Here is a 20,216-nt window from a genome sequence, read left to right on the forward strand (position 1 = left end):
TCCTACTCATCTAATGAGGCAGGTTTAGCCAAAAATCCACCCTAAGCTCACGCTTAGGTTACAATCTTAGCTGTAATATTTTGGGGCGCTTAGCTCAGTTGGTAGAGCGTCTGCCTTACACGCAGAATGTCGGGAGTTCGAGCCTCTCAGCGCCCACCAAACTATTACTCTTGTCAGTTCTTCTTAGCCTACTCAGGCATTTCAATACCCATCTGCTCAGTGCCCAGTACACTCGTGGTATTCATCTTTTTTACTAGCGAACTTTTATATGTTTGATACCGTCCGTAAGCACCAGCGAATTCTGCAGTTTGTATTAATGCTTTTGATCGTTCCATCTTTTGCCTTCTTTGGAATCTCTAGCTATTCCAGCTTCATGGACAAAGAGACTGACATTGTCAAAGTTAACGGCAAACCCATTACTGCTCAGGAAGTAGATTCAGCTGCGAAACGTCAAGCTGAGCGCGTTGGTGGAAACGCTCAGATTGCTCAAAGCCTCCAATTTAGACAGGCAATTTTGAATGAGCTATTGCAACAACGCATCCTTGGATTTGCAGTCAGCAATTTACGTTTACAAGTTGGCAAGGAGGCTCTCGTTAAGAGCTTGCAAAATATTCCGCAGATTCGCGCCCTATATAAGCAAGATGGAAGTTTTGATGATGCGCGCTTCAAGCAGCTCTTGGCTAGTAATGGTTTAAACGAAGAGCAGTTTTATGCCAGCCAGGCTTTTGATTTAAAAATTAGCCAATTGGTGAATTCTGTAGCTCGGACAGAAATCGGCAGTCCAAAATTATCTGAAATCGTTTCAACCCTTTATGAGGCTGAGCGTCAAGTTCAGTCCCTATCATTTGATGCCAAAGATTACCTAAGCAAGGTAAATCCATCCCAAGAAGACCTGCAGGCTTTTTATAACGCCAACACAAAGCTATTTGAGAGTCCAGAGTATGTGGATGTCGAGTACATCGTTCTCAAAGCTGATCCAAAAGAAGATGCCAAAGTATTTAGCGATAAAGCAGATCAATTTGCCAATATCACTTATGACCAGTCAGACAGTCTTAAGCCAGCAGCAGATAAATTAAAGCTCAATGTCCAAACCCAAAAGGGTGTCACTCGCTCTGGAGCAATGGGTGTTGCAAAAGATCACCCATTGGCCAATCCTAAGGTAGTCCAATCTTTATTTGGCGATGAAGCTGTTAAGAACAAACGTAATATTGAAGCAGTGCAAACATCCCCTGGTGTTTTTGTTTCAGCACGTGTTATCACCTTCCACCCAGCACAAACTTTGCCATTTAAAGATGTGGCGGCAGAAGTGAAACGTCAAGTTAGCCAGCGCATGGCTGAAAAGCTTGCCATCAGCGCAGCAGCTGAGCGCTTAGCTTCGCTAGAAAAAGATCCTAAAAGTGCAGCCGGTTTTGCAAGCCCAATTTGGGTTTCTCGCAATAAGCCTGCAAACTTAATTGGCGGAGCGCTTGATGAGGTAATGTCCACTAACCCTGATAAATTTCCTGCGCTGGTTTCTGTTCAGAATCCTGGGGTCGGCACTATTTTGTATCGTGTTGATCAGCTAAGGCAGCCCACAGGTGCAGATGCCAAGGTCCACAAGGCACAAGCGCAACAAATCCAAGCATTGGCAGCTCAGTCTGAATTTGCTGGGTTTATGGCTTATTGGCGCGATGTTGCTGGGGTTAAGCTAATTAATCCCCTTAAGCCGCCATCATCTGGTGCGGGCAGTTAAGCTGTATCGCTAAATTACTTATTGACTCTTCAGCAGTGTTTGATATGGGGCCATAGCGCCCCATACATTTTTAAAGAGAATGACTTGCGCCTTTTCGTTAGGATGCATGCGATCTGCTTGAAATAAATTGATGTCAGAGGCAACATTCTTAAGAAAAAACGGTACAAGCTCAACCTGTTCCTGACGAGCAAGCTTGGGATATAAATCATGAAACTCCTTCGTGTACTCCTGGCCATAATTTGGTGGAATTTGCATGCCAAACAAAAGGACTTTGGCCCCAGAGGCCTTGCTTAACTGAATCATCTTGCGTAAATTCTTTTCCGACTCCTGGATAGATAGACCGCGCAATGCATCATTTGCTCCGAGTTCCAATAGAACGATGCCCGGCTTTTTTTGCTCTAGTTGTTTTGATAATCTGGATAAACCACCAGCGCTAGTTTCGCCACTAATGCTGGCGTTAAATATGCCCCAGGGGCTTCTCTGTCTTTGGAGTTGATCCTCTAGCAGCCTTACCCAGCCGGTACCTCGAACCAATCCATACTCAACTGAAAGGCTATCGCCCATAACTAGTATTGTTGGATTTGTCTGAGCTTTTGTGCCAAAAGGAATAAACAGGCAAAATAGGGCAGTTGCCATTAATGCGGCTTGCAATTTTTTACTCAAGAAGTTCAACCAAATATATTGATTCATTTATGAGTATTCCAGTGAAGGTCCTTAGCGCAATACATCTAGGTAAAGAAGTTTTATCTAGTAATGGATCATTAACTATTTTGCACGACATTAGCTTTGACGTCTTTGAGGGTGAAAGCATCGCCATCACCGGAGCTTCGGGTTCTGGAAAAAGTACTTTACTTGGACTTCTGGCTGGATTAGATGCGCCCTCTAGTGGGCATGTTGAGTTGGTCTCTCAAAATCTGAATCACCTGGATGAAGAAGGGCGGGCAAAATTAAGGGGGCAAAAGGTTGGCTTTGTATTCCAATCCTTTCAATTGCTGCCTCATTTGACAGCCCTTGAAAACGTCATGCTGCCAGCTGAGCTGAACAGCATGGCAAAGCCCAAAGAAAATGCTCTGGTCTGCCTGGACCAGGTGGGTTTAAGTGAGCGAGCCAATCATTTCCCCAAAACTTTATCAGGCGGAGAGCAGCAACGGGTTGCTCTGGCAAGGGCTTTCATCATGAAGCCGGCGATTTTGTTTGCCGATGAGCCTACGGGCAGCCTTGATGAGGGTAGCGGGAATCGGGTTATTGAGCTGCTTTTTGACCTAAATCGAGCCAATCATTCCACCCTTATTTTGGTCACCCATGACAAGGCCCTGGCTAATCGGTGCCAGCGGCAGTTACACCTTCAAGGTGGGCGATTGTTGTAGGCAAAACCTTATAATCTAGGGATGTCTTTTTTCCACTTTTTGTCTGGCGCTGATGCGCTTTCCCCCTTTCGCCAACAGCGACTTTTAGCTACTTTGGCTGCCCAAGGGGTTGATCTTGAGTCTATTGAAGCTCAATACCTTCATTTCATATGGTCAGAGGCTGAGCTAAAAGCCAAAGACCAAGAAGTCATGGCTAGTTTATTGACCTATGGCCAGCCGTTTCATTCCAAAATACATCCAGGAAAGCCTTGGTTCGGAACTGGTAAGGGTGAGAATCAAGGCGCCATCGTTATCCCAAGATTTGGGACCTTATCTCCTTGGGCTAGTAAGGCTACTGATATAGCTCGTCAATGTGGATTAGATGTGTTGCGGATTGAGCGTGGCGTACAGTTTTCATGGAAAAGTAAAAAGGCGTTAACTCCAGAGCAAAAAAAATTAGTGCTAGCTGCGATACACGACAGAATGACCGAAACGGTGATTGATTCTACGGATGCAGCCAATGCTTTATACCAATCTCTCGAAGACAAGCCTCTAACTCGCATACCAGTGATGACTGAAGGCAGAGTTGCCCTTGATAAAGCTAATCAGGAATTAGGCCTTGCCTTATCTGATGATGAGGTAGCGTACCTTGTCGAAAACTTTATCCGCCTGCAACGCAACCCATCAGATGTTGAGTTAATTATGTTTGCGCAAGCAAATAGCGAACACTGTCGCCATAAGATATTTAATTCCAGCTGGACAATTGATGGGGATGATCAAGAACGCTCTTTATTTGCCATGATCCGCAATACACACCAATTGCATCCAGAGGGAACGATCATTGCGTATTCTGATAACTCCGCAGTCATGGTTGGCTGTGAAGCGGAAACCTGGGTTCCTCAAGGCAAAGATCAGCTCTACGAAAAAGATACTCGCCTAGTCCATACCCTCATGAAGGTGGAGACACATAATCACCCGACTGCAATTGCTCCTTTTCCTGGGGCATCTACAGGTGCGGGCGGTGAAATTCGTGATGAGGGAGCAACTGGCATTGGTGGCCGACCTAAAGCTGGTCTGACCGGTTTCTCAGTTTCCAATTTGAATATTCCAGGCACAGACCTTCCTTGGGAGAATCTGAAATACGGTAAGCCTGAGCGCATTGCTACACCTTTACAAATCATGATTGAGGGGCCACTAGGCGGCGCTGCATTTAATAATGAGTTTGGCCGACCAATCTTGGGTGGTTACTTCAGAGTCTTTGAGCAAACATTAGATGGCATACGCCGCGGCTATCACAAGCCCATCATGATTGCTGGTGGCATTGGAAGTATTGATTCTATTCATACTGAAAAAAAAGCAATTAAAGCAGGGCACCTATTCATTCAATTGGGCGGTCCAGGTATGCGAATCGGCATGGGCGGTGCTACGGGTAGCTCTGTTGCAACCGGGACTAATACTGCCGATCTTGATTTTGATTCTGTACAGCGAGGCAACCCAGAAATGGAGCGTCGCGCGCAAGAAGTGATTAATGCATGCCGCGCTCTGGGTGACCGCAATCCAATTGTTTCTATACATGATGTGGGTGCGGGCGGTATCTCTAATGCATTCCCGGAGCTTGCAGATGGAGCTGGATTGGGGGCTTCATTTAAACTTCGGAGCGTTCCACTCGAAGAAAGTGGCATGAGTCCTGCAGAGATTTGGTGCAATGAATCTCAGGAACGTTATGTTTTGGCAATTGATGCCAAGGATTTAGATTTATTTAAATCATTTTGCGAACGTGAACGCTGCCCCTTTGCGGTAGTTGGAGAAGCGACTACTGAACGTCAACTGAAATTAAGTGACTCAAAGCAGCCGTTATCTGATGATGCAGCGCTGCCAATTGATATGCCGATGGAAGTTTTGCTTGGTAAGCCTCCAAAGATGCATCGCAACGTTACAAGAGTTGCCCAGGAGTTCAAAGAATTAGATGTAACTGATGCCGATCTTGCCCAATCAATAGCCTGGGTCTTGCAACAGCCTACCGTAGCTAGCAAATCTTTCTTAATTACGATTGGTGACAGAACTGTTGGCGGTCTAAATGCCAGGGATCAGTTTGTTGGTCCATGGCAAGTACCAGTAGCTGATTGCGCAGTAACCCTGATGGATTACAAGGGGTATCGCGGCGAAGCTATGTCCATGGGTGAAAGAACTCCATTAGCGGTTATAGACGCACCAGCAGCTGCACGCATGGCAGTGGGTGAGGCGATTACCAATCTCTTGGCTGCAGATATTGCCAGCCTCGAAAGCGTAAAACTTTCTGCAAACTGGATGGCAGCATGCGGATCTCTTGGCGAGGATGCTAAGCTTTATGACTCCGTTAAAGCAATCGGTATGGAGCTGTGTCCTGCGCTTGGAATATCGATCCCAGTGGGTAAAGACTCTCTATCTATGTCTACCGCATGGCAAGATGGTGATGAGGTCAAGAAAGTAGTCGCACCCGTATCTTTAATTATTTCTGCTTTTGCATCTGTGCTTGATGCCCGTAAAACATTGACACCTCTGCTTCAATTAAAGGGCAAAGACGGATCTCCACAAGAGACTGAGCTGATCTTGATTGATTTAGGGCGTGGCAAGAATCGTATGGCGGGAAGTATTTTGGCTCAAGTACTTGATCAGTCCGGAAAGTCAGTGCCTGATATTGATCATCCAGAAGATCTTAAGGCTTTGGCCGCCGCCATAATTGAACTGCGGAAAGCGAATAAGCTTTTGGCCTATCACGACCGTTCTGATGGTGGGTTATTTGCCGCCGTCGCTGAAATGGCTTTTGCCTCTCATTGCGGAATTTCGCTCAACGTAGATATGATCGCTATGGACGCTGGACAGGAGCCTGATTATGGTGATGCCAAGAATTGGGCGCAGCAGGTTTCTGGTCGCCGCCATGAGCAAACGATGCGCGCATTATTTAATGAAGAGTTAGGCGCGGTAATTCAAGTTCGCAAAGAAGATCGTGATGCGGTGTTTGCCGTATTGAGATATTTGGGCTTAAGTGCTCATAGCCATGTGATCGGCAAACCCAATACCAACGGTCGTATTGAAATTTGGCGTGATGCTAAAAATATTTTTGCTGAGCCGCGTGAGGTGCTGCAAAAGATCTGGACCAATACTAGCTATCAAATAGCCCGTTTACGTGACAATCCTGCCTGTGCTGATAGTGAATTCTCGCTCTTGGACAATGTTGCCGATACAGGGATGAATCCTAAACTCACATTCAATCCTTCTGAAGATATTTCAGCGCCGTTTATCACTAAGAATGTACGCCCTAAAGTAGCCATATTGCGAGAGCAGGGCGTGAACTCCCATGTTGAAATGGCATATACAGTAAATTGGGCTGGATTTGATAGCTATGATGTCCACATGTCTGATTTACTCAGTGGCAAGGCTAAATTAGAAGACTTTAGAGGGCTAATAGCGTGCGGCGGCTTTAGTTACGGCGATGTATTGGGTGCCGGCGAGGGTTGGGCTAAAACAATCCTGTTTAATCAACAACTCCGAGATCAATTTTCTAAGTTCTTCAATCGTCAAGACAGTTTTGCGTTAGGTGTTTGTAACGGTTGCCAAATGATGAGTAACCTCTCAGGAATTATTCCGGGTGCAGAAGCATGGCCTAAATTTACGCGCAATCAATCAGAGCAATATGAAGCGCGCTTAGTGATGGCTGAAGTAATGGCTTCGCCTTCCATATTCACCCAAGGAATGGAAGGCAGTCAGATACCCATTGCCATCGCTCACGGTGAGGGATTCGCCAACTTCAGCCAACAAGGCAGCTTAGAGCAAATTCAAAAGCAAGGCTTGGCCTCATTCCGCTTTGTGGATCATCAAGGCAATCCAACAGAAACTTACCCAATGAATCCAAACGGGTCTCCCAATGGTTTAAATGGGGTCACGACACCCGATGGTCGTTTTATGGTCATGATGCCTCATCCCGAGCGTGTATTTAGAGCTGTGCAGATGAGCTGGTGTCCGCCTGAATGGTTGGATACCCCTGATGGTGCTAGCCCTTGGCTACGCTTATTCCGCAATGCCCGTCGTTGGGCGAATTAAGTTGTCTGCTGATGGATTAATGGAGCCGGTCACTTTTTCTGAAAGTGGCGGCGTTCGTTATCTTCACTTTGGTACGGACTCCATTCAGGGAGCGATGCGTATTCGTGATCCTGATGAGATTTATTTAGAGTACAACCAGCAGATGATGGCCTGGCTATTATTTTTGGAAACTAAGCCCGGCATGCGGATAGCCCAGCTAGGTTTAGGTACCGGCGCACTAACAAAATTTCAACATCGATATTGCCCAGCTGTGAAAACTACCGTAGTAGAGTTCAATCCCGCTGTAATCGTTTCTGCAAGATCTATGTTTTTTACACCTGACGATGATCGCCGCTTAGAAACTCTACAAGCTGATGCAAAACTATTCGTCAAGAATAAAAAGTATCAAGACTGCTTTGATGCTGTTCAGGTTGATTTGTATGATGCCATTTGCGATGGTCCTGCGGCAAGCTCTTTGGATTTTTATAAAGGTTGCTACGATATTCTCAAAGGGCCCGGTGTGATGACGGTGAATTTATTCTCGCGACACAAAAGCTTTGATATAAACCTTAAGAATATCTGCGAAGCTTTTGATAACAGGGTGCTCTTATTTCCTGAGTCCCATGATTGCAATGTCGTCGCAATCGCATTTAAGGGCCCTAAGCTCGAGGCGGAATGGAAGGATGTCTCAAAACGGGCAAAACTGATCCTTGAAAAAACTGGGCTCCCTACTAATAAATGGGTTTCAGGCATTAGTCGGGAGAATGCCCGACAAGAAGATAAGCTTTCGATCTAATACTTCGTAGCAAAAGAAAAAGGCGATCGTTTGATCGCCTTTTTTTGCCGCTCAACCTATTGCTAGGTTGAGCGTATTGCGTATTACACGGTCACAGTATCTGCAACATCGCTAAATGACTTGAGCTTGTCAAAACTCATGTATTTATAAACATCGCCAGCTTTAGCATCAAGAGCCTTCACTTGCTCCAAATACTCTGCAGGAGTAGGTAGGCGACCCAAGAGTGCGGCAACAGACGCCAATTCAGCAGAAGCCAAATACACGCGAGTATCGATACCCAAGCGGTTAGGGAAGTTACGAGTAGAGGTTGATACAGCTGTGGAGCCCTTGCGGATCTGCGCTTGGTTACCCATACAAAGTGAGCAGCCTGGGCTTTCCATGCGGGCACCAGCTGCGCCTAACATGCCGTAGTAGCCTTCTTCCATCAAGACCATAGCATCCATCTTAGTTGGAGGCGCTACCCATAAACGGGTTGGCATATCTTTCTTACCTTGTAGCACCTGACCAGCTGCGCGGAAGTGGCCAATATTGGTCATGCATGAACCAATAAATACTTCATCAATCTTGTCACCCGCAACTTCAGACAACACTTTCACATCATCCGGATCGTTAGGGCATGCAAGGATAGGCTCTTTGATTTCATCGATATTGATTTCGATAATCTCTGCATAGTCAGCATCTGCATCAGCTTTAAGAAGCTGAGGATTAGCAATCCAAGCTTCCATGGCTTTGATACGGCGACCAAGAGTACGCTTATCTTCATAACCATTAGCAATCATCCACTTCATCAAGGTGATATTTGATGTCATATATTCAATAATTGGCTCTTTGTTCAAGTGAACAGTACAGCCGCCAGCAGAGCGCTCAGCAGAAGCATCAGACAATTCAAACGCTTGCTCAACTTTTAGGTCAGGTAGACCTTCAATTTCAAGAATACGACCCGAGAAAATGTTCTTCTTGCCTTGTTTCTCAACGGTCAACAAACCTTTTTTGATTGCATATAAAGGGATGGCATTTACTAGGTCACGTAAGGTGATGCCAGGCTGCATCTTGCCTTTAAAGCGCACCAATACAGACTCAGGCATATCTAATGGCATCACACCTGTAGCAGCTGCGAAAGCAACTAGTCCTGAACCAGCAGGGAAAGAAATGCCAATTGGGAAACGAGTATGGCTATCGCCACCAGTTCCACAGGTATCTGGGAGGAGTAAGCGGTTCAACCAGCTATGGATCACGCCATCACCTGGTCGCAAGGCAACGCCACCACGATTCGTCATGAATGGCGGCAACTCATGTTGAGTGCGAATATCTACAGGTTTTGGATAAGCTGAGGTATGACAGAACGACTGCATTACGAGATCGGAAGAGAAGCCAAGGCAAGCCAAGTCCTTCAATTCATCGCGCGTCATTGGGCCTGTTGTGTCTTGTGAGCCAACAGTAGTCATATGCGGCTCGCAGTACGTACCGGGCCGAACACCTTGGCCCTCTGGTAAGCCACATGCTCTACCAACCATCTTTTGAGCCAAGCTGAAGCCCTTCTTGTTATCAACAGGATTAACTGGAAGGCGGAATTCAGTAGAAGCAGGCAAGCCCAGGGCAGCCCGTGCTTTAGCAGTTAAGCCACGGCCAACGATTAAAGGAATGCGTCCGCCAGCGCGTACCTCATCCAGAATGACAGGCGACTTCAATGTAAAGCTGGTAATTTCCTTACCGTTTTTGAATACCTTTCCTTCGTATGGGCGAAGTTCTATTTCATCACCCATATTCATTTGAGAAACATCTAATTCAATTGGCAATGCTCCGGAATCTTCCATTGTGTTGAAGAAGATCGGGGCGATATTGGTGCCTAAGCACACACCACCAAAACGCTTGTTTGGTACGAATGGAATATCTTGACCTGTCCACCATAGAACAGAGTTTGTTGCAGATTTACGTGATGAGCCTGTACCAACAACGTCCCCAACGTAGGCAATTTGATTGCCTTTTTTCTGGAGAGCAGCAATTTGCTTCATAGGACCACGAACACCAACCTCATCTGGCTCAATGCCAGGACGAGGGTTTTTGAGCATGATGGTTGCATGTAGCGGAATATCAGGGCGGCTCCATGCGTCAGGCGCAGGAGAAAGGTCGTCGGTATTGGTTTCACCGGTTACCTTGAAAACAGTTAACTTCATGCTTTCTGGAACTGCAGGGCGGCTAGTAAACCAGTCCGCATTGGCCCAACTTTGCATTACCGCTTTAGCATTTGCATTGCCTTTTTCAGCAAGCTCTTGAACGTCGTTGAAATAATCAAACATCAAAAGTGTTTTCTTGAGCGCTTCTGCAGCAGCAACTCCGCACTCAGAGTCAGATAAAAGCTCTACTAACGGTTTGATGTTGTAACCACCTAGCATCGTGCCCAAAAGTTCGGTAGCACGAACTCGGGAAATCAATGGAGATTTTTCTGTACCTTTGGCAACAGCGTCTAAGAACTCAGCCTTTACTTTGGCTGCATCGTCTACACCAGCAGGAACACGGTTAGTGATTAATTCAACTAGCTCAGCTTCTTTCCCGGCAGGTGGGTTTTTTAGCAATTTCACCAGTTCAGAGGTTTGATCCTTGGTTAAGGGCAGGGCTGGAATACCGAGAGTTGCGCGTTCAGCGACGAGGGCGTTATAGGCTTCTAACATTATGTTTCCTATGAGGTAAAGGTGATCAATAGAAAGGCCAAAAGGGTATTTTCTCCCGTTTTGCCAAATTATAGTTGCTAAATCAAGTCTTATATAAGAGTTTAAACCCTAAAAAAGGAGCAATTTTTTCAAAATAAAGGTTTTATTTGGACCTATGGCTTAAAAATATGGGTCAATTACACAACTTGCTCTTCTTTGAGGGCCCAAACCAGTGCAACTACCCAGCCAATCAGGGACCACCCTAAAAACAGGTTTAAGGCAAAAATAGCTCCTGTATTTGCCCTTTTTTTGTGAAATGCAATAGCAAAAGGGAGGAAATAAAAGAGGGAGAGAATGCTGATTAATATCGCAAATAAAAGGCGCATAGGTATTAAATCATTAGATTTGGGTAGACGAGATCCTATATTAACGATTTTGAAATTTCCCTACCCCTGATGGCTATCGTTATAATTACTTTTTCCAACAGAGCTTAAGCGATGACCAAATACGTTTTTGTCACTGGTGGTGTGGTTTCTTCTTTAGGGAAAGGAATCGCAGCTGCCTCGCTTGCCGCGATTCTTGAATCCCGCGGCCTGAAAGTCACCCTCCTAAAATTAGATCCCTATATTAACGTTGACCCGGGGACCATGAGTCCACTGCAGCACGGAGAGGTTTTTGTAACCGAAGATGGTGCTGAAACTGACTTAGACTTGGGTCACTATGAGCGCTTTGTTTCTGCAAAGATGCGCAAAAGCAATAACTTCACCACTGGCCAGATTTATGAGTCAGTCATCAGCAAAGAACGTCGCGGCGAATATCTTGGAAAAACAGTCCAAGTGATTCCGCACATTACAAATGAAATCCAAGCTTTTGTAGAGCGCGGCGCTAAAGCTAGTCATGATGGCAAAGCAGATGTTGCTATTTGCGAAATAGGCGGCACTGTTGGCGATATTGAATCACTACCGTTCTTAGAGGCTGCAAGACAGATGAGCTTGCGTCTACCTTTGCATGATTGCGCTTTTGTTCATTTGACTCTTGTGCCATATATCCATAGTGCTGGCGAGTTAAAAACTAAACCAACGCAACACTCTGTTCAGAAGCTTCGTGAGATCGGCATCATGCCAACAGTATTGCTCTGCCGTGCTGATCGCCCAATTCCGGAAGATGAGCGCGCAAAGATTTCTTTATTTTCAAACGTACGTGAAGAGGCAGTGATTTCAGTTTGGGATGTAGATACGATTTATAAGATTCCTGAGATGCTCCAAGCCCAAGGCATGGATGATTTAATTTGCCGCCAACTAGACCTCAAAGCCAAGCCAGCAGATCTTTCTGTATGGGCCAATCTAGTTTATGAAATGGCCAATCCACAACATGAGGTCACCATTGGTATGGTTGGCAAGTATGTGGAGCTAACGGAGTCATATAAATCACTGATTGAAGCATTGCGTCATGCAGGCATACATACGCATACCCGTGTCAATATTAATTACATCGATTCCGAAGTCATTGAAAAAGATGGAATTGATTGTTTGCAAAACTTGGATGCGATTTTAGTTCCAGGTGGCTTTGGTAAACGTGGCACCGAAGGCAAAATTGCTGCCATTCGTTATGCACGCGAAAACAATGTTCCTTATTTAGGTATTTGCTTGGGTATGCAATTGGCCGTAATTGAATTTGCACGACATGTAGCGAATCTTACTAAGGCGAATAGTACTGAATTTGATCCTCAGTCAGAACAGCCTGTTGTTGCCCTGATAACCGAATGGTTGGACAGAGAAGGGCGAGTAGAGAAACGCACTAACGACTCTGATTTGGGCGGCACTATGCGTCTTGGGTCTCAACGCTGTCCGGTTAAGGCTGGAACCTTAGCCCATCGGATTTATGGTTCCGAAGTAAATGAGCGCCATCGTCATCGTTATGAGGTAAACAACACCTATGTGCCTCAGCTAGAGAAATCTGGTTTGATTATTTCAGCTAGAACCCCCAATGAAGAGTTGCCAGAGATGATGGAATTACCAACATCTATGCATCCTTGGTTCTTCGGTGTGCAGTTTCACCCTGAATTTACTTCAACACCACGGGATGGGCACCCTTTGTTCTCAGCCTTTATTAGCGCTGCACTTGAGCACCAAACAGCCGCTGAAAAGCAAGCTGCATAAAGGAAGAATATGAGAGCATTTAAGCTATGTGGCTTTGACGTCGGTCTAAATCAACGTTTCTTTTTAATTGCTGGCCCATGTGTCATTGAGTCAGAGCAATCAGCTATTGATATTGCGGGTCAATTGAAGGAAATTACTTCTGCTCTAAATATCCCGTTTATTTACAAGTCATCGTTTGATAAAGCCAATCGTTCATCAGGAACGTCTTTTCGAGGTTTAGGCATGGAAAAGGGCTTAGAGATTTTGGCTAAGGTTAAAAAACAAGTTGATGTTTCTGTACTTACAGATGTTCATGACATCAGTGAAATTGCTGCCGTAGCTAGCGCTGTAGATGTATTGCAGACCCCTGCATTTTTATGCAGACAAACTGACTTCATTCGTGCCTGTGCTCAAAGTGGCAAGCCCGTGAATTTTAAAAAGGGTCAGTTTCTTTCGCCGCACGAGATGCTGAATGTTATTGAGAAGGCTCGAGTAGCTTCCGCTGAAAAAAATCTTCCAGATCAATTTATGGTTTGCGAACGTGGCGCCTCCTTTGGCTACAACAACCTGGTTTCAGATATGCGTAGCTTGGCAATTCTGCGGGAATCTAACGCGCCAGTAGTATTTGATGCTACTCATTCAGTTCAATTGCCTGGAGGTCAAGGCAACTCTAGCGGCGGTCAACGTGAATTCGTACCCGTTTTGGCGCGTGCTGCTGTAGCAGTCGGCATTAGCGGCCTATTTATGGAAACCCATCCTGATCCAGCAAAAGCGCTATCCGATGGACCGAATGCTGTTCCATTAGATCGCATGAAAGAGTTGCTTGAGTCTTTGGTGGCTATCGACAGCGCTGTTAAATCATCGGGAAGTTTTTTAGAAGACAGCTTTAAATAAGTTATTAAAACCCATTTCATATTGTTTTAAGGAGAAGGTGCATGAGCGCCATTGTTGACATCATCGGTAGAGAAGTTCTGGATTCACGCGGTAACCCAACGGTTGAATGCGATGTGTTGCTTGAGTCAGGTGTTATGGGTCGTGCGGCCGTACCTTCTGGAGCGTCCACAGGGTCGCGTGAGGCAATTGAGTTGCGCGATGGAGACAAGACGCGTTACTTGGGTAAGGGCGTCCTCAAGGCTGTTCAAAACATCAATATTGAGATTGCGGAATCCATCCTTGGGCTTGATGCTAGTGAGCAAGCCTTTCTTGATCGTACCCTGATTGAATTGGATGGCACTCATAACAAAGCACGCTTAGGTGCAAATGCAACGCTTGCGGTTTCTATGGCCGTAGCCAGAGCAGCAGCTGAAGAAGCGGGTCTACCTTTATATCGCTATTTTGGCGGCTCTGGCGGTATGCAGTTACCAGTCCCTATGATGAATATCGTTAATGGTGGTGCACATGCCAATAACAGTTTAGATATTCAAGAATTCATGGTGATGCCAGTTGGTGCAGAAAACTTCCGTGACGCACTTCGTTGTGGTGCAGAGATCTTCCATGAGCTAAAAAAGATCTTGGGCGCTCAAGGTATGCCGACTACTGTTGGTGATGAGGGTGGTTTTGCACCAAACTTCAAGAGTAATCACGAATGCTTGCAGACCATCATGAAAGCAATTGAGGGTGCAGGCTATACGGCAGGCGAAGATGTTCTATTGGCCCTAGATTGCGCAGCTAGTGAGTTCTACAAAGATGGCAAATATCACTTGTCAGGCGAAGGTCACCAATTAAGCTCAAGCGAGTTCTCTGATTACCTTGGTAACTTGACAGACCAGTTCCCAATCGTATCGATTGAAGATGGCATGCATGAAGGTGACTGGGATGGCTGGGCTGACATCACCAAAAAGCTTGGTAAGAAAATTCAATTGGTTGGCGATGATTTGTTTGTTACTAACACCCGCATCCTCCAAGAAGGAATAGACAAAGGCATTGCCAACTCTATTCTGATTAAGATTAATCAAATTGGCACATTGACAGAAACGTTTGCTGCTATTGAAATGGCTAAGCGCGCAAACTACACTGCAGTGATTTCCCATCGCTCTGGCGAGACTGAAGACAGCACCATTGCAGATATTGCTGTTGGTACCAACGCAGGTCAAATTAAAACTGGTTCTTTATCTCGCTCTGATCGGATTGCTAAATACAATCAGTTATTGCGTATTGAAGAAGATCTGGGCGATGTGGCAACTTACCCAGGTAAATCTGTTTTCTATAACCTCAAACGCTAATTCAGAGTACTTAATAGCTTATGCGGATCGTCATCTACTCTATGCTGGTATTGCTGATAGCAATCCAGTACCCACTTTGGCTGGGTAAGGGTGGATGGCTAAAGGTTTACGAGATGGAGCGACAGGTAGAGCTTCAAGACGCTAAAAATAGTCTCTTGGCTCTTCGTAATACAAAGCTATCCGGCGATGTTAAAGATTTAAAAGATGGTACTCGAGCAATTGAAGAGCGTGCCCGCGTTGAGCATGGCTTAATTAAAGAGGGTGAGTTTTTTGTGCAAATCTTGCCGGCGGATAAGACATCAACTTCCCAAGCCACAAAACAGTAACTTTTTAATGACCGCTGGATGGGGGTCTTGTGGCATCACTCAATAAATCTGTTTTAAATACCTGCAGGCAATCAACCGCATCAAAGCGGTATGGTTTTGCACAGAAATCACAGATGGTCTCCACGGCTCCCTGCTCCGCAAGAATGCTTTGAACCTCTTCTTCACCAAGCATTCTCAAAATATCCGCAACCTTAGCGCGAGAGCATCTACAGGCAAAACGAATGGGGCGAGCAGGGAAGCTGCGAACTCCATTCTCGGCGGACTCTTCCAAAAATAAACGCCTCAAAATAGTCTCTGGTGGAAGCGTTAATAATTCTTCATTAGTGATTGTTTCCCCAAGCGTTTGAATGCGTGACCAGCCTTCAGCAGCAACCTGTGGATGCAAATGGGCATGACCTCCTGAATTTGGTAGGCGCTGTAGCAATAAACCGCCGACATGGGTATCGCTGGAAGCAAGCCAAATGCGCGTGTCCAATTGTTCGGAGTTTTGCATATACAGGGCTATAGCCTCTGCAGCGCTGGTGACCGGCTTAATGACTGCGCCTTGATGATCTTGAAGCGCTACGATGCCTTGATAGGGCGCCTGTCCTGGTACGCGGTCTGCTGGATCCAGGGTGATTACTAGTCTTCCGCTCCCACTCACATCCAGTAGATCGGCTAATGTTGCGTCGGGCATTATTTCAGAGGGGTCAACTGAGAGCTTTACTGTAGCCCTCATGGATAAATCAGACTTACATTCCACAACCAGAAGCTGAATAGGGCCATTGCTTTGCGCTTGAATTATGAGGGTCCCATCAAATTTAAGGCTAGCACTTAGAAGGGTGGCTGCACCAACAAAGTCACCCAGAATCCGACGGACGGCAGGGGGGTCATTACGACGCTCTAGCACGGCCTGCCAGGCGCTTCCAATCGAGACTATTTCCCCGCGAACTGGGGCGCCATCACACATAAAGACTAGTAATTCATTCATAGAGCAAAGTATCCACTTTTTTTCGGTTTTAGTCTCAGTAAGCGCGACCTGAGATAATGCGGTTTATGCATATCCGTACACGTTTCGCCCCAAGTCCCACGGGCTTTATTCATCTGGGAAATCTTCGCAGCGCTCTTTATCCGTGGGCTTTTGCGCGCCACAATAAGGGTGACTTCATTCTTCGTATTGAAGATACTGACCTTGAGCGCTCATCACAGGAAGCAGTTGACGTCATTATCGAAGGAATGGCGTGGCTTGGCCTCGATTTGGATGAAGGTCCGATCTATCAGATGCAGCGTATTGATCGATACCGTGAAGTAGTAAAACAAATGTTGGATTCTGGATTGGCCTATCCCTGCTACATGAGCGAAGAAGAGCTCAATAAACTCCGTGATCAGCAAATGGCAAGTAAAGAAAAGCCTCGCTATAACGGACTTTGGAGACCTGAGCCTGGCAAAACATTGCCGCCCGTTCCCGAAGGTGTAAGCCCAGTAATCCGCTTTAAGAATCCAATTGGCGGGTCAGTCATTTGGAATGACGCTGTCAAAGGTCAAATAGAAATTAGCAATGATGAGTTGGATGATTTGGTTATTGCTAGGCCAGACGGAACACCTACCTACAACTTTTGCGTGGTGATTGATGACATGGATATGAACATCACCCACGTCATTAGAGGTGATGACCACGTCAATAACACCCCAAGACAAATTAACATCATGAAGGCCCTTGGCGGATCCCCGCCTGTTTATGCCCATCTGCCAACCGTGCTTAATGACGCCGGTGAAAAAATGAGTAAGCGTAATGGCGCAATGAGTGTGAGAGATTATCAAAGAGCAGGTTACCTTCCTGATGCAATCCTGAATTACCTTGCAAGACTTGGCTGGTCTCATGGGGATGCCGAGGTATTTACAAAGGAACAGTTTGTAAATTGGTTTGATTTAGAAAGTCTAGGGCGCTCACCAGCGCAACATAATCCAGAAAAATTACTTTGGCTAAATCATCAATATATTCAGAATTCCGATCCAGTAAAACTAGCAGCTGCTACTAAGCCAATTGCACATGAGATGGGTATGGATACCGAAGCTGGCCCAGACTTTGTTCAGGTGGTTAGCCTATTAAAAGATCGAGCCAATACCCTGATTGAGATTGCCGAGGGTGCAAAGCTTTTTTATTTGCCGGCACCCAATTTAACTGCTGATCAAATTAAGGAAAATATTGCCGAAGCCGTTATGCCTGCCTTAAAAGATTTGGTTGAAGCTATTTCAACCGCTGAACCGACTAAAGAAGCTTATGCAGCTGTTTTTAAGCAAATATTGGCAAAGTACCAAATCAAAATGCCGGCACTAGCAATGCCCGTTAGATACGCATTATTTGCCACCACACAGACCCCAGCGATTGATTCTGTACTGGTTGTGTTGGGCAAGGAGGAGGCTGTCAAAAGGCTTTCTAAGGTTGTCCAATAGAGAATTTGCGCACCTGCACAAAAATAGGATAAAATCTTGGATTGTTTTGAGTGTCTTGTAGTTTTATCGCGGGATTTCGGGGGTATAGCTCAGCTGGGAGAGCGCTTGCATGGCATGCAAGAGGTCAGCGGTTCGATCCCGCTTATCTCCACCAAGCATTTAAAATAGTTTTATGTAGTAGTCCAGGTCCCCATCGTCTAGAGGCCTAGGACATCACCCTTTCACGGTGAGTACGGGGGTTCGAATCCCCCTGGGGACGCCAGATTCTTCTGGTAGAAGTAAAGTTGTATGATGTTGTGTTACGCGATGTATTTGGAGCGGTAGTTCAGTTGGTTAGAATATCGGCCTGTCACGCCGAGGGTCGCGGGTTCGAGTCCCGTCCGTTCCGCCAAGACAAATTAAAAGCCCCCTTAATCGGGGGCTTTTTCTATTCGTAGCCAGCTCTTAATTTAAGAACTTTGCGATTTTCACTGGTTGCTGGATCGAAGTGATGTCGCTCGACGGCGCTAGTCTGGGCTACAAAGTTCAACACTTCGTTCAGAACAATTTCGCGCTCATTATCGATTGTGACAATATGGTAACTATTTCCCAGCCATATAACTCTACGTACCTCTGACTTACAGTGCTCAAGGATTTCTTCTGCCGACCATACAGAGCATGTATCGTCCTCTACGGACTGTATTATGAGTAATCTACATTTAAGATCTTGCAGGCTATTTTTGGTGCTAGCCATGAGTTTCTTGGCCTCATAAACGTGTCTCGCCGACATAGATGCAGCGCCCACCTCAGACACCTTAGAGGTTTTAAATTTCTCACTGATGCGACGACGTAAGTCAATATTCTTGACGCCAAAAGGCTCACGCTCAGAGTATTCCCAATTTAGAAAGCCCAAAAAACAGAGTAAATCTAAAATAGGCCTATAAAACGGTATGGACCAGCCGTCATATCTGAGGACGGGCGACATTAGCACCAGGGAAGAAATATCTGTTCTTTGTGTGGCCACTAGCGTTGCCAATGTAGCGCCCATGCTAATTCCTGCTAGATTGACTGTCGCGTAGATTTCCTTTTGCGCGTCAATAATTTGATGTAGTTCCTGAACCCAGCCACCAAATTTGCTTGCGGGGCTTCCAAACAAAAAGCCTGGAATTTCTGGAATTAAGACGTCATGACCCGCAGCCTCAAGAAAGCGGGGTAGTTGTCCAAGTTCTAAGCCGCTGCCATTAAGGCCAGGAATAAGAATGGTGAGATCCTGCTTTGCGTGAGAGATAACTGGCTCTAACATCGAAATATGGGCTTATTCAAAGAGATGGGTTAGGATACACCGAAATAGGTAAAAAAAGATGAGACATAACTTAAACGCAAAACGCTGGTGCCCAAATAAGAGCTATGGTTATTTGGTAGCAGTATTTGGGGTTCTGATCGCCTTTTCCCTCCGCTATGTCCTTCACCCCTTTCTAGGCGGATCTTTACCTCTATTTTTCTTTCAAGTGAATACCATTTTGATTGCGTTTTTTTTCGGCATCTTCCCGGCGTTCCTTACGCTTGTGCTCAGCGCCCCATTGTTGATCTTTTACTTTATGGAGCCTTTTGGCGCTCTTTCGGTAGTTGATCAAAGAGATGTAACTACCTTGTCTGTTTATCTCTCTTACACCCTTCTAACAGGTGTCTTAGTAGAGCTTCTTCGCCGTGAGCAGTACAACGCAAAAATGGCTGTGCTAGTTAGCGAAACCAGATTAAAGCTCATGGTTGAGGGTGATCAAAAAATGCGTAGCGTGATGAGAAGATCACTTACTAAAGATTCTGGCGAGTAAAAAACGTCCCGATACGGAAGGATTGGCCTGACCTTTGACTCTGCAAAGGCCAGGTTTAGTGGGTTACTTCTTGGGCGCGCTAATTGATGCAGCCATTGCATCAAAGTAAATCACTTTAACTTGCTCACCCACGTTAACATCCGCCAACAGAGCAGGGTTCTTGACGGTAACGGTTGTGATCTTGCCGCTTGGGCCCTTAACGGAAACCAGTTTTTTCTCGCGATTTACTTCCACAATATCAGCGATGATGGTTGTTTTATTGGTAATCGTCTCGGATGGTTTTTCATTGGTCTTAGATTTGGTTGCCGTGTTGGTTTCAACTTTTGAGCGAACGCCATCACTTTTAGTCTTCATCAACTCAATAGCCACGGCGAGCTCGTAATTTACATTAACTCGATCACCTTTTTTAATCTGAGCAAAGTTAGTGATGTCAGGACCAGCGACAAACTTAGATTCACCATCTTTGTTTTTAAAGGTAATAGTGCGAGTCTTCTTGTCAATTTTGACCACTTCACCTTCAAATAGCTGATAACGATTTTCTGTGACGGCAGCATCGATCACTGTTGGTTTGGCTGCAGGGGCAGATTGAGCAAAAGCTGTGGAAGTTCCAACAAAAAGGGTTGCAATAACCAAAGCAATCGGAGCATATTTAATATTCATTATTTTTCCTCATTTATAAAAGGTACTAAATTCAATCTTAGCCTA

General features: G+C 45.6%; 16 protein-coding genes and 4 tRNA genes. 14 read left to right on the forward strand and 6 right to left on the reverse strand.

All coding sequences use genetic code 11. The features are described 5' to 3' along the window. The first annotated feature begins 83 nt into the window (after positions 1–83). Both ICE90_RS06480 and ICE90_RS06485 read left to right on the forward strand, forming a co-directional pair. A tRNA-Val gene (locus tag ICE90_RS06480) sits at positions 84–159 on the forward strand. A gap of 109 nt (positions 160–268) precedes the next feature. After that, positions 269–1,732: a peptidylprolyl isomerase gene (locus tag ICE90_RS06485; protein ID WP_215322158.1), complete on the forward strand. Its 1,464-nt coding sequence runs from the start codon at positions 269–271 to the stop codon at positions 1,730–1,732. 18 nt (positions 1,733–1,750) lie between these two features. Here ICE90_RS06485 and ICE90_RS06490 read toward each other — a convergent pair whose 3' ends face one another. Then, complete coding sequence (locus tag ICE90_RS06490) at positions 1,751–2,422, reverse strand: arylesterase (protein ID WP_216191583.1); 672 nt, start codon at positions 2,420–2,422, stop codon at positions 1,751–1,753. A gap of 2 nt (positions 2,423–2,424) precedes the next feature. Between ICE90_RS06490 and ICE90_RS06495 the strand changes: the two genes are divergently transcribed. The 3 genes from ICE90_RS06495 to ICE90_RS06505 are packed head-to-tail and all read left to right on the forward strand — an operon-like array spanning position 2,425 to position 7,933. Beyond that, on the forward strand, positions 2,425–3,099 hold the full coding sequence (locus ICE90_RS06495; protein WP_216191585.1) for an ABC transporter ATP-binding protein: 675 nt from the start codon (positions 2,425–2,427) through the stop codon (positions 3,097–3,099). 21 nt (positions 3,100–3,120) lie between these two features. Beyond that, positions 3,121–7,158 (forward strand): phosphoribosylformylglycinamidine synthase, encoded by a 4,038-nt coding sequence (purL, locus tag ICE90_RS06500; protein WP_216191587.1) that lies wholly within the window; start codon positions 3,121–3,123, stop codon positions 7,156–7,158. Continuing rightward, positions 7,103–7,933, forward strand: coding sequence for a spermidine synthase (locus ICE90_RS06505; protein ID WP_255533318.1), 831 nt, complete (start codon positions 7,103–7,105; stop codon positions 7,931–7,933). Before purL ends, ICE90_RS06505 begins: the two co-directional genes overlap by 56 nt. 83 nt (positions 7,934–8,016) lie before the next feature. Here the strand turns inward: ICE90_RS06505 and ICE90_RS06510 are convergent, their stop codons facing one another. Next, on the reverse strand, positions 8,017–10,602 hold the full coding sequence (locus ICE90_RS06510; RefSeq protein WP_216191589.1) for a bifunctional aconitate hydratase 2/2-methylisocitrate dehydratase: 2,586 nt from the start codon (positions 10,600–10,602) through the stop codon (positions 8,017–8,019). A 176-nt stretch (positions 10,603–10,778) separates the two neighbouring features. Further along, positions 10,779–10,967, reverse strand: coding sequence for a superinfection immunity protein (locus ICE90_RS06515; RefSeq protein WP_215322167.1), 189 nt, complete (start codon positions 10,965–10,967; stop codon positions 10,779–10,781). A 111-nt stretch (positions 10,968–11,078) separates the two neighbouring features. Between ICE90_RS06515 and ICE90_RS06520 the strand changes: the two genes are divergently transcribed. From ICE90_RS06520 to ftsB, 4 genes are read left to right on the forward strand one after another with little or no spacing between them, the layout of a single operon-like run. Further along, a complete protein-coding gene (locus ICE90_RS06520) occupies positions 11,079–12,740 on the forward strand; it encodes a CTP synthase (RefSeq protein WP_215322169.1) in 1,662 nt (553 codons plus the stop codon). A 9-nt stretch (positions 12,741–12,749) separates the two neighbouring features. Beyond that, positions 12,750–13,613, forward strand: coding sequence for a 3-deoxy-8-phosphooctulonate synthase (kdsA, locus tag ICE90_RS06525; RefSeq protein ID WP_216191591.1), 864 nt, complete (start codon positions 12,750–12,752; stop codon positions 13,611–13,613). A gap of 41 nt (positions 13,614–13,654) precedes the next feature. Beyond that, complete coding sequence (gene eno, locus ICE90_RS06530) at positions 13,655–14,941, forward strand: phosphopyruvate hydratase (protein WP_216191593.1); 1,287 nt, start codon at positions 13,655–13,657, stop codon at positions 14,939–14,941. Positions 14,942–14,961: 20 nt separating this feature from the next. Continuing rightward, a complete protein-coding gene (ftsB, locus tag ICE90_RS06535; RefSeq protein WP_215322174.1) occupies positions 14,962–15,267 on the forward strand; it encodes a cell division protein FtsB in 306 nt (101 codons plus the stop codon). A gap of 4 nt (positions 15,268–15,271) precedes the next feature. On the opposite strand, the gene ICE90_RS06540 is transcribed toward ftsB, so the two are convergent. Beyond that, entirely contained in the window at positions 15,272–16,237 is a 966-nt protein-coding gene (locus tag ICE90_RS06540) for an Hsp33 family molecular chaperone HslO (protein WP_216191595.1), read from the reverse strand. A 56-nt stretch (positions 16,238–16,293) separates the two neighbouring features. On the opposite strand from ICE90_RS06540, the gene gltX reads away from it, so the two are divergent. From gltX to ICE90_RS06560, 4 genes are all read left to right on the forward strand, one after another. Further along, on the forward strand, positions 16,294–17,700 hold the full coding sequence (gltX, locus tag ICE90_RS06545) for a glutamate--tRNA ligase (RefSeq protein WP_216191598.1): 1,407 nt from the start codon (positions 16,294–16,296) through the stop codon (positions 17,698–17,700). 78 nt (positions 17,701–17,778) lie between these two features. Then, positions 17,779–17,854: transfer RNA gene (locus ICE90_RS06550), tRNA-Ala, on the forward strand. Positions 17,855–17,886: 32 nt separating this feature from the next. Then, positions 17,887–17,962 (forward strand) — tRNA-Glu (locus ICE90_RS06555). A 52-nt stretch (positions 17,963–18,014) separates the two neighbouring features. After that, positions 18,015–18,091, forward strand: a tRNA-Asp gene (locus tag ICE90_RS06560). Positions 18,092–18,127: 36 nt separating this feature from the next. On the opposite strand, the gene ICE90_RS06565 is transcribed toward ICE90_RS06560, so the two are convergent. Then, positions 18,128–18,982, reverse strand: coding sequence for a carboxylesterase (locus tag ICE90_RS06565; RefSeq protein ID WP_216191602.1), 855 nt, complete (start codon positions 18,980–18,982; stop codon positions 18,128–18,130). A gap of 58 nt (positions 18,983–19,040) precedes the next feature. On the opposite strand from ICE90_RS06565, the gene ICE90_RS06570 reads away from it, so the two are divergent. Continuing rightward, positions 19,041–19,511: a DUF4118 domain-containing protein gene (locus tag ICE90_RS06570; protein WP_215322180.1), complete on the forward strand. Its 471-nt coding sequence runs from the start codon at positions 19,041–19,043 to the stop codon at positions 19,509–19,511. Between the two features lie 63 nt (positions 19,512–19,574). On the opposite strand, the gene ICE90_RS06575 is transcribed toward ICE90_RS06570, so the two are convergent. After that, positions 19,575–20,171: a hypothetical protein gene (locus ICE90_RS06575; protein ID WP_216156479.1), complete on the reverse strand. Its 597-nt coding sequence runs from the start codon at positions 20,169–20,171 to the stop codon at positions 19,575–19,577. Positions 20,172–20,216 lie beyond the last annotated feature (45 nt).

The organism is Polynucleobacter sp. AP-RePozz3-80-G7 (genome assembly GCF_018882145.1).
Classification (GTDB): Bacteria; Pseudomonadota; Gammaproteobacteria; order Burkholderiales; family Burkholderiaceae; genus Polynucleobacter.

Bases quoted from the DNA above. Each gene is read 5' to 3' on its own strand.
- ICE90_RS06485 (WP_215322158.1), top strand. From the start codon at position 269: ATGTTTGATACCGTCCGTAAGCACCAGCGAATTCTGCAGTTTGTATTA.
- ICE90_RS06490 (WP_216191583.1), bottom strand. From the start codon at position 2,422: ATGAATCAATATATTTGGTTGAACTTCTTGAGTAAAAAATTGCAAGCC.
- ICE90_RS06495 (WP_216191585.1), top strand. From the start codon at position 2,425: ATGAGTATTCCAGTGAAGGTCCTTAGCGCAATACATCTAGGTAAAGAA.
- purL (WP_216191587.1), top strand. From the start codon at position 3,121: ATGTCTTTTTTCCACTTTTTGTCTGGCGCTGATGCGCTTTCCCCCTTT.
- ICE90_RS06505 (WP_255533318.1), top strand. From the start codon at position 7,103: ATGGTGCTAGCCCTTGGCTACGCTTATTCCGCAATGCCCGTCGTTGGG.
- ICE90_RS06510 (WP_216191589.1), bottom strand. From the start codon at position 10,602: ATGTTAGAAGCCTATAACGCCCTCGTCGCTGAACGCGCAACTCTCGGT.
- ICE90_RS06515 (WP_215322167.1), bottom strand. From the start codon at position 10,967: ATGCGCCTTTTATTTGCGATATTAATCAGCATTCTCTCCCTCTTTTAT.
- ICE90_RS06520 (WP_215322169.1), top strand. From the start codon at position 11,079: ATGACCAAATACGTTTTTGTCACTGGTGGTGTGGTTTCTTCTTTAGGG.
- kdsA (WP_216191591.1), top strand. From the start codon at position 12,750: ATGAGAGCATTTAAGCTATGTGGCTTTGACGTCGGTCTAAATCAACGT.
- eno (WP_216191593.1), top strand. From the start codon at position 13,655: ATGAGCGCCATTGTTGACATCATCGGTAGAGAAGTTCTGGATTCACGC.
- ftsB (WP_215322174.1), top strand. From the start codon at position 14,962: ATGCGGATCGTCATCTACTCTATGCTGGTATTGCTGATAGCAATCCAG.
- ICE90_RS06540 (WP_216191595.1), bottom strand. From the start codon at position 16,237: ATGAATGAATTACTAGTCTTTATGTGTGATGGCGCCCCAGTTCGCGGG.
- gltX (WP_216191598.1), top strand. From the start codon at position 16,294: ATGCGGTTTATGCATATCCGTACACGTTTCGCCCCAAGTCCCACGGGC.
- ICE90_RS06565 (WP_216191602.1), bottom strand. From the start codon at position 18,982: ATGTTAGAGCCAGTTATCTCTCACGCAAAGCAGGATCTCACCATTCTT.
- ICE90_RS06570 (WP_215322180.1), top strand. From the start codon at position 19,041: ATGAGACATAACTTAAACGCAAAACGCTGGTGCCCAAATAAGAGCTAT.
- ICE90_RS06575 (WP_216156479.1), bottom strand. From the start codon at position 20,171: ATGAATATTAAATATGCTCCGATTGCTTTGGTTATTGCAACCCTTTTT.